This window comes from Neochlamydia sp. AcF84 (assembly GCF_011087585.1).
GTDB lineage: Bacteria > Chlamydiota > Chlamydiia > Chlamydiales > Parachlamydiaceae > Neochlamydia.
The window spans coordinates 1-10,648 of the sequence record NZ_VJOT01000037.1 but is presented as its reverse complement, the minus strand read 5'-3'; the positions used below and the strand labels follow the sequence as shown (position 1 = coordinate 10,648).

At 40.6% G+C, this 10,648-nt stretch carries 6 protein-coding genes and 1 pseudogene; 4 read left to right on the top strand and 3 right to left on the bottom strand.

What is annotated here, in order from left to right; all coding sequences use genetic code 11:
• The first annotated feature begins 21 nt into the window (after nucleotides 1-21).
• Both NEOC84_RS03380 and NEOC84_RS03375 read left to right on the top strand, forming a co-directional pair.
• Nucleotides 22-1,971: a serine/threonine-protein kinase gene (locus NEOC84_RS03380; protein ID WP_166155297.1), complete on the top strand. Its 1,950-nt coding sequence runs from the start codon at nucleotides 22-24 to the stop codon at nucleotides 1,969-1,971.
• A gap of 30 nt (nucleotides 1,972-2,001) precedes the next feature.
• The gene (locus NEOC84_RS03375; protein WP_166155295.1) at nucleotides 2,002-2,790 is read left to right on the top strand and encodes a hypothetical protein; all 789 of its coding nucleotides are present in this window, start codon (nucleotides 2,002-2,004) and stop codon (nucleotides 2,788-2,790) included.
• A 110-nt stretch (nucleotides 2,791-2,900) separates the two neighbouring features.
• Here the strand turns inward: NEOC84_RS03375 and NEOC84_RS03370 are convergent, their stop codons facing one another.
• A complete protein-coding gene (locus NEOC84_RS03370) occupies nucleotides 2,901-3,167 on the bottom strand; it encodes a hypothetical protein (RefSeq protein ID WP_166155293.1) in 267 nt (88 codons plus the stop codon).
• 261 nt (nucleotides 3,168-3,428) lie between these two features.
• On the opposite strand from NEOC84_RS03370, the gene trxB reads away from it, so the two are divergent.
• Both trxB and NEOC84_RS03360 read left to right on the top strand, forming a co-directional pair.
• On the top strand, nucleotides 3,429-4,382 hold the full coding sequence (gene trxB / locus NEOC84_RS03365; protein ID WP_166155291.1) for a thioredoxin-disulfide reductase: 954 nt from the start codon (nucleotides 3,429-3,431) through the stop codon (nucleotides 4,380-4,382).
• On the top strand, nucleotides 4,382-5,248 hold the full coding sequence (locus tag NEOC84_RS03360; RefSeq protein WP_166155289.1) for a hypothetical protein: 867 nt from the start codon (nucleotides 4,382-4,384) through the stop codon (nucleotides 5,246-5,248). Before trxB ends, NEOC84_RS03360 begins: the two co-directional genes overlap by 1 nt.
• A gap of 200 nt (nucleotides 5,249-5,448) precedes the next feature.
• On the opposite strand, the gene NEOC84_RS03355 is transcribed toward NEOC84_RS03360, so the two are convergent.
• Complete coding sequence (locus NEOC84_RS03355; RefSeq protein ID WP_166155287.1) at nucleotides 5,449-9,618, bottom strand: leucine-rich repeat domain-containing protein; 4,170 nt, start codon at nucleotides 9,616-9,618, stop codon at nucleotides 5,449-5,451.
• Nucleotides 9,619-9,829: 211 nt separating this feature from the next.
• Nucleotides 9,830-10,465: pseudogene (locus NEOC84_RS10135) on the bottom strand (leucine-rich repeat domain-containing protein); the annotation flags it as partial.
• Between the last annotated feature and the right edge of the window lie 183 nt (nucleotides 10,466-10,648).

Genomic DNA, 10,648 nt, shown 5'->3' with positions numbered 1-10,648 from the left:
AAGGGAATAGGAAGAATTTATATGAGCATGATTAGCCCATCATCTAGCTATTTCGCAGAAGTTCGAAGGGTATCTTTTGCCGAGCAAAAATTGGAAAAGGCCTCACGGCAAATTGGCAACCACAGAATAAACAACACACTTGTTCAGCCTGAATGGGTTAAAGCTGTTAAACATCCTACTTGGGGGGTAAGAATCGCGCTTATAAAAAAAGTATCTATCCCTCCTCAAACTCCAAGTGAAAATTTTATTCAATCTATTAAAACTCACCTAGAAAGGGTTAAAAATAAGATTACTCACTCTACAAAGATAAAACAGAAAAACATCGCAAGGGTTTTTTACTCGCCCTTCGCCACTTTGCCAGCGCCAAAATTAAAGCATATAGCTTCTGCTAAAAGCCCTTTAACAGCTATTAGGGAAGAGCTTGAGCAATTGGATAACCTTAAAAAAGAGCTCTTAAGCTTAAATCTTAGTGGGCAAAATCTTAAATTGGTAGGAGAGGCTTCTAAAAAGATTGATAAGTTAAAGCTTTCGTATGCCCAATGTAAGCAATTTGAGTGGCAAGAAACTGATGCTAAGAACAGCAAAGCAAACAAAAAACTAGAAGAGAGTTATTTAAAAATTTTTCGACAACGTAATGAGCTCATCTTCTTAATGAAACCTTTAAAAATCTCCACTTGGGCCATAAAATATTTTGATGGAGAAATTAATGAATATAAAGAGGTAGGGCTAGGTAAAGCCAAACGTGTATGGATCGCCAATTCTTTAGATCCATCTCCCCACGCTTTTTTCACGCCTGTTGGAAGTGAAAGAGGTTTTTCGCTTAAAGGCTATTTTAAGAAAGCTGAAATAGCTGAAGAAATTAAAATTGCCAAGAACATAAGTAATAGCCTTTTTAAGGCTACTCTACGCCCACTAGTGGCTCAAAGCTTTGCTTCGAGGGACGCTGCTAAAATTGTGGAAGGCGTACTAAAAAAATACACTAATTTGGTGGCATTGACCGAGGCTTTATCCAATCCATCTGATGTAAAAAAATTCTTTATAGAAGAGATGAAAATACCGCTGGAGCAAGCGACTATCCTGTTAGACAAATTATCACTTGAGCAATGGGGCAATGTAGGAGCTAATCTTGCGGTTGAAATGGAAGAAGTAGGGGATTCTAAACGTATTAACGGCGCTTATACAGTAAAAACCCTTAAAGCTACACGGGATGTAGAAAAGGAAATTAGCAGAGTTAGAGATTCTTTAGATCAGATAGTAGAAACACCCAATCCTGAACAGTTTCAGAATGACTTTAAAAACAGGGCTCTACTAGCTAGAGGGTTTTTGAAAGGAGTGAAGGATCTACATGCGGCAGGTTATGTGCATGGCGATCTAAAGCCTGAGAATATTCTAGTTTATACTCAATCCCACGAGGAGGGGATAGTTAAAAAAGTAAAACTCTCCGATTTTGGTAAAACCCAAAAGATAAAAAATAACGAAGAAAAAATTCATACGGGTAATCAGCGTTTTGCCGCGGTAGAAGGAAAAATAAGCAAAAAAGCTGAGGTCTATAGCTCTGCCTTAGTTTTAATACGCATGCTTGAAGAAGGGCTTTTGCAAAGTGATTTAATGATCCACCCCCCGACCGCAAGAAAATCTTCCGATAATTCCTCTTTAAATTTGCGAGGTATTGAAAAATTTCTTGTTGAAAATGCTGCCTGTCCTCAAGTCAAAGCGGTAGGTTTAAAAGCTAAAGTAAAGCTTTTAGGGCGTCTGCTTGCAAAGTCTTCAAAGAGTGTATCCGCTGCAGCCCAATATGAGGTCCATGGCTATATCGATGCTCTGCTTGCAAAGATGAAAGAAAAAGAGCTGGTGGATGAGAAAAAGCTTACAGCTCTTGGAGATCTTCTGAAAAGTATGACCCTTACTAATACTCAAGATCGCCTTACAATGGAACAGGTTTTCACACGATATGAAAATCTTGAGATCTAAGTTTATCCCTGACCTCAAAAGGAGAGTAAAATGTCATCTATTAATGAAGGTAGTAAAATTGAGCTTTCAGATAAAATTAATGAGCTAGCCAGCTTAGAATCTATTTCTCTACCGCGCGGCGGAACCGAAATAGAATCTGCTCTTAAATTATTTGAACAGGCGGCTAAAACTAGTCAACCCGTTCCTCTAAATTTAAAAGCCCTAGTTACGATTTTAAGTAAAGAGATACTTAGCTATGGTAAACAAGCAAAAGATATAGGAGTAGTTACTGGAGGGAGTTCAGCATGGAATGCCTACCAACTTATTAAGCTTTTAATGGAAATTAAAAAAAACAACTATTTTGAAAATAAGCAACTGGTTAGTTTGGCACCTGCCAATGCAGCTAGCCAAGAATTGAAAGATGATATCGACGACCAACTGTTGAAGGCCTACTTGAAAGCGGGGGTGCTTTCTCTTAGAATCTTAAAAGCAAGCACTCTTTTAATCTCTCACCCTTTAATAAAGAATGGTGCTCAAAGCGCTATGGACGCAGGAACACATGTACTTTCTATCTATAGTGAAGCAAATATTGAAAAACCTATATTACGTCGTAATCCTTCAATTTCAACATGGAAAGATACCGCGGATAAAACGCTAAAGATTTCTTTATCGTGTATTAGCTTGGTAGGCAGCTTATATGCAATTGCAGCTTCTTGTGAATGGCTAGAAGATCAGGATCCTACTTACGAGCTGGTCAAAAAAGCATCGCTAGTGAGTGTAGCTACATCGATTGTTTATTCTGTATGTCAACAAGTAGGATTGATGGCTAAAAGAGACTAATACTTTCGAATAATAAAATGGATAAATAAAAAGGAATGCCTAGTTCTATAAAAAAATTGCTTTTATAGATGCCTGCCCCCATCGTTAATTATCCTTAGAGAATAAAAAAATTATTCCAACAATCCTTTGATATCATTTAAAAAAGAAAGGGTAGAAGGAAAATCAAGGGGTTTACCTTCAAACTCTAAAGAAGGACTAAGAGCCAAATAAGCAACAATAACCAAGGCACCTGCAGCGCCAACAAATTTAGCCACTTTCAGTGCGGTGCTTTTACTTTCTGGATTTAAATTAATTAAAGAAAATTTTGAGTATTGTATCTGAGAGACTTGCTCTCTTTCAGGTATATCAAATTCTTGAATCTGGCTAATAAAACCCATAAGGGCTCCTTTCTTAGGTATGCTTTACAAGAAATAAATAAATTAACTTTATAATGTTTATATCCTAAATTAATTGCTAATTATTTGGCAATCAAGCATTACTACTTTTTCTTTTGTCTCTAATACTTTTTTTTCTCTTGATCTTCAAACAAAAAGTAAGCGACTAGGAATAAAACTTAGAAGGTAGATTTTTTCTTTATCCTTTATTTTTTATCCAGTATGATTTTTGTCTATTCATCAATTATTCCCAGGATTATCCCTATGAAAAAAGCGAAATTAGTGATCATTGGATCAGGACCAGCGGGTTATACAGCAGCTATCTATGCAGCACGTGCTAATTTAGAACCTGTACTTTATGAGGGTTTTTTTTCTGGGCCTTCTGGGGGTCAGCTAATGACCACCACAGAGGTAGAAAATTTTCCTGGTTTTCCAGAGGGAATAACCGGACCTGCACTGATGGAGGCCTTTCGTAAGCAAGCCTTGCGTTTCGGTACACATATTTTAAGGGACGACGTGGAATCTGTGGATTTTAGTAAGGCACCTTTAATTATCAATGGAAAGGAGCATGCTTACTATGCAGATGCGGTTATCTTAGCTACAGGAGCAACAGCTAATCGTTTAGACATTCCAGGGACAAGAGACGGAGAATTTTGGCAAAAAGGGGTGACAGCCTGCGCTGTCTGTGATGGAGCTATGCCCATCTTTCGAGATAAAAAGCTTTATGTGATTGGAGGGGGGGACTCCGCTGTTGAAGAAGCGACTTTCTTAACAAAGTTTGCAAGTAAAGTTTACCTCGTTCATCGACGTGATAAACTTAGAGCCTCCAAAATCATGCAAGAACGAGCTTTAAATCATCCAAAAATTGAAATCCTATGGGATAGTGAAATTGTAGAAGTCACTGGAGAAAATGTAGTGCAAAATGTCACGCTCAAAAATTTAAAAACTCTTGAGCTTACGACTCAGGAAGCAGGCGGAGTTTTTTTTGCTGTAGGTCACACACCTAATACAAAATTTTTGCAAGGACAAATTGAATTGCATGATAATGGATATATTGCAGTTAAGCCTGGAACTACCCAAACAAGTCATGAGCTTGTTTTTGCAGCAGGCGATGCGCAAGATCATGTTTACAGGCAAGCCATTACAGCTGCCGGGACCGGCTGCATGGCAGCTATCGAAGCTGAGCGTGAACTTTCTGCGAGGGGCTTGGGCGCTTAATGAAAAATTGCCTCGCTTATTTATTGCTTGTTTTGCCTAGCCTACTACCAGGAGTTGAGTTTAAGCCCTGGTATCCCAATCCTTTACAAGTCCATGGAGAGCTTGCCTATCATTTTCAATCCTACGCTTCTGTAGATGCTCTTAAAGGAAGCGGACATTATTCTTCCAAGGATCAATTGATTAACGCTAGCCTACTAGTGGCCTATGATCCTTATTGCCTTCAGCTAGAAACTGCGTTTGCTGATACAAAAAAACGTTCTTTTAACTGCACTCATATCGCATTAACTGCCCGTTATCTTTTCCTGGATGATAACCTTGGTGATCCTGTTAGCCTATCCATGGGATTGAGCGTTAGGAGAGCTTGGAAAAAAGCAGTAAATGATATGAGTCTCTTTTACCATGGAAGAAATGAGGCTTTTTTACATGCTGCTATAGGTAAGCAAAATATTGAAGGTTTTGCTTGGTATTCTAGATGGTGGGGGACTTTAGGAATAGGAACTGCCGATGGCTGGACGCCTTGGGTGGTAGCCAATGCCGCCTACGAATGGAATCGATCCTATCTTCATCGAGTATGCGTGTATATTAATAGCTTGTGGGGTTTAGGCAAGCAGAAATTAGCAGTCGAGAGCTTTGGTGGGTATGGCCATATCGATCATCGTTCCATTGATCTAGGTATACGCTATTGTTATGAATTTGCTTACAATGGCTTGTTGAGCATTGACTATGCACGTCGAGTATACGCACAAAATTTTCCTAAGGATGTTAATTTGTTGACGGTTTCCTATATTTATCCTTTTGGGCCTAGAGGGACCGTCTATGTTTTAAAAGCTTATTCGTTGCTTACAGATAAAGCTCTTTCTTTCTAAGCTTTTAGCTTGCTAACCTGAGTTCCCTAGTTGTGCTTTATGTCAACTTTTTTCTTTTTTATGGAGAATCAAAACTTTTAGCAGAATAAGCCCTCTCTGCTTCGGATGCTAGTGGAAAATTATCTATATTCTCAATATCAACTCAGCATATCGATTTATGACTTTAGTACATTAGGTGATAAGGGAACAGACTTTTTCAGCTAAAGGCAAAAACGCTCCCTTATTTCATCTGGAATGCTTTGCAGCGGATTCTCATTCACCTGAAGCTTCTTTAAAGCAGTTAGCTCCTTCATTTCTATAGGAAGAGAGGTGATTTGGTTGTTATTCAAGTCAAGATCTTGTAGTTTTGATAATTGCCCTATCTCTGCAGGAAGGGCGGTAAGCTGGTTGTTGTTTAAGCCAAGCTTTTGCAAATGCAATAGCTGCCCTATCTCTGCCGGAAGGGCGGTGAGCTGGTTGCGGTCTAATTCAAGCAATTGCAGCTGCGATAGCAGCCATATCTCCACAGGAAGGAAGGTAAGTTGGTTGTTGCTTAAGCCAAACAATTGTAGCTGATATAGCTGTCCTATCTCAGCCGGAAGTAAGATAAGTTTGTTGTTGTTTAAGTTAAGCTCTTTCAACTGAAATAGCTGCCCTATCTCGGTAGGAAGAGTGGTGAGCTGGTTGTTACTTAAGTAAAGCTCTTGTAGTTGCAATAGCTGCCCTATCTCGGTAGGAAGAGTGGCGAGCCGGTTGTTACATAAGTAAAGCTCTTGTAGTTGCAATAGCTGCCATATCTCTACCGGAAGAGAGGTAAGCTGGTTGCTGTCTAAGTAAATTTTATTGAGCTGGGATAAATGCCCTATCTCTGCAGGAAGAGTGTTAAGCTGGTTGTTGCTTAAGCCAAGCTCTTGTAGCTGTGATAGCTGCTCTATCTCGGTAGGAAGAGTGGTGAGCTGGTTGTTGCTTAAGTAAAGCTCTTGTAGTTGCAATAGCTGCCATATCTCTGCCGGAAGAAAGGTAAGCTGGTTGCTGTCTAAGTAAATTTTACTGAGCTGGGATAAATGCCCTATCTCCGCAGGAAGAGTATTAAGCTGGTTGTTGTTTAGGCCAAGCTCTTTTAGCTGTGATAGCTGCCTTATCTCTACCGGAAGAGAGGTAAGCTTGTTACTACTTAAATCAAGCGTTTGCAGCTGAGATAGCTGCCCTATCTCTGCTGGAAAGTTGGTGAGCTGGTTGCTACTTAAATGAAGCGCTTGCAGCTGAGATAGCTGCCCTATCTCTGCTGGAAAGTTGATGAGCTGGTTGTTATTTAAGCCAAGCGCTTGCAGCTGAGATAGCTGCCCTATCTCTGCAGGAAGGGTAGTAAGCTTGTTGTTATTTAAGTCAAGCTCCTGTAGTTGCAATAGCTGCCCTATCTCGGTAGGAAGAGTGGTGAGCTGGTTGTTGCTTAAGTAAAGTTCTTGTAGTTGCAATAGCTGCCCTATCTCGGTAGGAAGAGTGGTGAGCTGGTTGTTGCTTAAGTAAAGTTTTTGTAGTTGCAATAGCTGCCATATCTCTGCAGGAAGGGAGGTAAACTGGTTGCTGTCTAAGTAAAGTTCACTGAGCTGGGATAAATGCCCTATCTCTGCAGGAAGAGTATTAAGCTGGTTGGTGTTTAAGCCAAGTTTTTGCAACTGCAACAGCTGCCCTATCTTTGTCGGAAGAAAAGTAAGTTTGTTGTTGTTTAAATTAAGCACTTGCAGCTGAGAGAGCTGCCCTATCTCAGTAGGAAGAGTGGTGAGCTGGTTGTTACTTAAGTAAAGCTCTTGTAGTTGCAATAGCTGCCATATCTCTGCCGGAAGAAAGGTAATCTGGTTGCTGTCTAAGTAAAGTTTACTGAGCTGGGGTAAATGCCCTATCTCTGCAGGAAGAGTGTTAAGCTGGTTGTTGCTTAAGCCAAGCTCTTGTAGCTGTGATAGCTGCCCTATTTCTGCTGGAAGGAAGGTAAGCTGATTTTGATTTAATCCAAGCCTTTGCAGCTGAGAGAGCTGCACTATCTCTTTAGGAAGGTTGGTAAGTATGTTGTTATTTAAATTAAGTACTTGCAGCTGAGATAGCTGCCCTATCTCTGCCGGAACAGTGGTGAGCTGGTTGCTACTTAAACCAAGCACTTGTAGCTGAGATAGCTGCCCTATCTCTGCCGGAACAGTGGTGAGCTGGTTGTTGTTTAAGCCAAGCTCTTTTAGCTGAGATAGCTGCCCTATTTCTACTGGAAGGAAGGTAAACTGGTTTTGATTTAATCCAAGCTTTCGCAACTGGGATAGTTTCCCTATCTTTGTCGGAAGGAAGGTAAGCTTGTTGTTACTTAAGTAAAGCTCTTGTAGCTGTGATAGCTGCCCTATCTCTTTAGGAAGATTGGTGAGTTGGTTGTGTTCTAAGTAAAGCTCTTGTAGCTGTGATAGCTGCCCTATCTTTGTCGGAAGGGAGGTAAGTTTGTTGCTGCTTAAATTAAGTACTTGCAGCTGAGAGAGCTGCCCTATCTCTTTAGGAAGAGAGGTAAGCTGGTTGCTGTCTAAGATAAGCGTTTTCAGCTGAGAGAGCTGCCTTATTTGTGTCGGAAGAGAGGTAAGCTGGTTGCTACTTAAACCAAGCACTTGTAGCTGAGAGAGCTGCCCTATCTTTGTCGGAAGGGAGGTAAGCTGGTTGTTGCTTAAATCAAGTACTTGCAGCTGAGAGAGCCGTCTTATCTCTGCCGGAACAGTGGTGAGTTGATTGTTGGTTAAGCCAAGCTGTTGCAGCTGAGAGAGCTGCCCTATCTTTGTTGGAAGGGAGGTAAGTTTGTTGTTGTTTAACTTAAGTAATTGTAGCTGAGAGAGCTGCCCTATCTTTGCTGGAAGAGAGGTAAGCTGGTTGCTACTTAAATCAAGCGCTTGCAGCCGAGACAGATGCCTTATCTCTCTCGGAAGGGAGGTAAGCTGGTTGTTGTTTAAGCCAAGCTCTTTTAGCTGTGATAGCTGACATATCTCTGAAGGAAGAGTGGTAAGTTGGTTGCCGTCTAAGTAAAGGTAGTGCAGCTGAGAGAGCTGCCATATCTCTGCAGGAAGATTGGTAAACTGGTTGCTTTTTAAGTTGAGATCTTGCAGTTGCAATAGCTGCCCTATTTCTACCGGAAGGGTAGTAAGCTGGTTATCCTTTAAGTAAAGTTTTTTCAGCTGAGACAGTAGCCCTATCCCTGCAGGAAGGGTAGTAATCTGGTTGTTGTTTAAGCCAAGCTCTTTTAGCTGTGGTAGCTGACATATCTCTGTAGGAAGGTTGGTAAGTTTGTTGTTGTTTAGATTAAGTAATTGCAGCTGAGACAGCTGCCATATATCTACCGGAAGAGAGGTAAGCTGGTTGCTACTTAAATCAAACGCTTGCAGCTGAGACAGCTGCCATATATCTATCGGAAGTGCGGTGAGTCGGTTGCTGCTTAATCCAAGCGTTTGCAGCTGAGACAGCTGTCCTATCTCTACCGGAAGTGTGGTGAGTCGGTTGTTGCTTAATCCAAGCTCTTTTAGCTGTGATAGCTGCCATATATTTACCGGAAGAGAGATAAACTGGTTGTGATCTAAGCTAAGGCATTGTAGCTGCAAGAGTTGTCCTATCTCTGAAGGAAGAAAAGTAAGTTTGTTGTTGTTTAAGTCAAGCCGCCGCAGCTGAGATAGCTGCCCTATCTCTGCTGGAAGGGAGGTAAGCTGGTTGCTGCTTAAGATAATCTTTTGTAACTGCGATAGCTGCCCTATCTCTACCGGAAGAGTGGTGAGCTGGTTGTCGCTTAAGTCCAGATCTTTCAGGTTTGATAGCTGCCCTACCTCTGGAGGTAAAAAGGTTAAGCCAATTCCTTGTAAATCTAGCTTCGTAAGTCTTTTGCCATGCCTTTTAATCCAATTACTAAAAAGCCCTCCTTTTTTTTCTAAAGGTAAGTACTTAATTGTTTCTTGACTTAAGTATTCCTCTCCACGGGGTAATTTTTTCCACATTAGGAGGCGATTAATATTTAATAGATAAGAGGAGTAATTAGCCAATGTGAAATATCTATTTTCCTCAAGTCCTTCTTTAAACCTTAAAGGTGAAAGAGACTTAGCTAGAGTAAAGGTTTGCTTAAAAATTGCTTTTACCTTTTGCATTGGAAGAAGCTCATTATCTAGCACATAAATTTTATCTAAGATAAAAGCCCGTTCATTAACATTTCCTTGAAGAAAATGAACTTCAGCTATTTGCTTATAAAGATCAGGCATGACTTCTGTGGCCAAAAGATGTCGCCATCTTGCGCAAACGCTAAATAAGGAAGGGCTAGCGCAGGCCTTTAAAATAGGAACTAGTATTTCACTAGGTAAATGTTCAATGCAGATAGAAGAGCTAGGGTTCATTGTATAGGTTTCTTTAAATTAATTATATTATAGTCGTTTTTAGGGCAATGTATACATGAACACACCAAAACGTGCAAGCAAGATTTAGAAACAAATAGCAGAAAAGATATTAGTGGCTTTTGATGAGCCGGAAGGCTCTCTACATACTTGGAATCTTTTAAGCATATGATTTGCTCCTTTAACCTATTAGTTGATGAAGACGCAAGACATTTCAGTTACAAACAAAATACAAGCAAAAACGCTGCCTTATTTCATCTGAAATGCTTTTCAGCGGATTTTCATTCAGTTGAAGCCCTCTTAAAGCAGTCAGGCTTCCTATCATCTCTGCCGGAAGGGTGGTGAGCTGGTTGCTACTTAAATTAAGCACCTCCAGATGCGATAGCTGCCCAATCTCTATAGGAAGAAAGTTAAGCTTGTTGTTGCTTAAGTAAAGCTCTTGTAGCTGTGATAGATACCATATCTCTGTAGGAAGGCTGATAAGCTGGTTGCTGCTTAATCCAAGCTTTTGCAACTGCAACAGCTGCCCTATTTCTGCCGGAAAGGTGGTGAGTTGGTTGTGGTCTAAGCCAAGCTCTTGTAGTTGTGGTAGCTGCCCTATCTCTTTAGGAACATTGGTAAGCTGGTTGCGGTCTAAGCCAAGCGCTTGTAGCTGTGATAGCTGCCCTATCTCTGGAGGAAGGTTGGTAAGTTGGTTGCTGCCTAAGATAAGTGCTTGCAGCTGTGATAGCTGCCTTATCTCTGCCGGAAAAGAGGTAAGCTGGTTGTTACTTAAATCAAGCACTTGCAGCTGAGATAGCTGCCATGTTTCTGCTGGAAGGGTGTTAAGCTGGTTGTTATTTAAGTCAAGCTCTTGTAGCTGTGATCAGCCATTCCCGCAAATAAAAATTTTAACGTTATTTAAAGATAATCCTTAGGTCTGCTTATCTAAAAGCAAAAGGGTACCTTAAGCTTTCTTTGCCGAAGTTAATATTTAATTTAAATTTAAGAATTTCTATACTCAAGGGTTCAAAGGGCACTTTTAAGCTTTTTA

Bases quoted from the DNA above. Each gene is read 5' to 3' on its own strand.
- NEOC84_RS03370 (WP_166155293.1), bottom strand. From the start codon at position 3,167: ATGGGTTTTATTAGCCAGATTCAAGAATTTGATATACCTGAAAGAGAG.
- trxB (WP_166155291.1), top strand. From the start codon at position 3,429: ATGAAAAAAGCGAAATTAGTGATCATTGGATCAGGACCAGCGGGTTAT.
- NEOC84_RS03380 (WP_166155297.1), top strand. From the start codon at position 22: ATGAGCATGATTAGCCCATCATCTAGCTATTTCGCAGAAGTTCGAAGG.
- NEOC84_RS03355 (WP_166155287.1), bottom strand. From the start codon at position 9,618: ATGAACCCTAGCTCTTCTATCTGCATTGAACATTTACCTAGTGAAATA.
- NEOC84_RS03360 (WP_166155289.1), top strand. From the start codon at position 4,382: ATGAAAAATTGCCTCGCTTATTTATTGCTTGTTTTGCCTAGCCTACTA.
- NEOC84_RS03375 (WP_166155295.1), top strand. From the start codon at position 2,002: ATGTCATCTATTAATGAAGGTAGTAAAATTGAGCTTTCAGATAAAATT.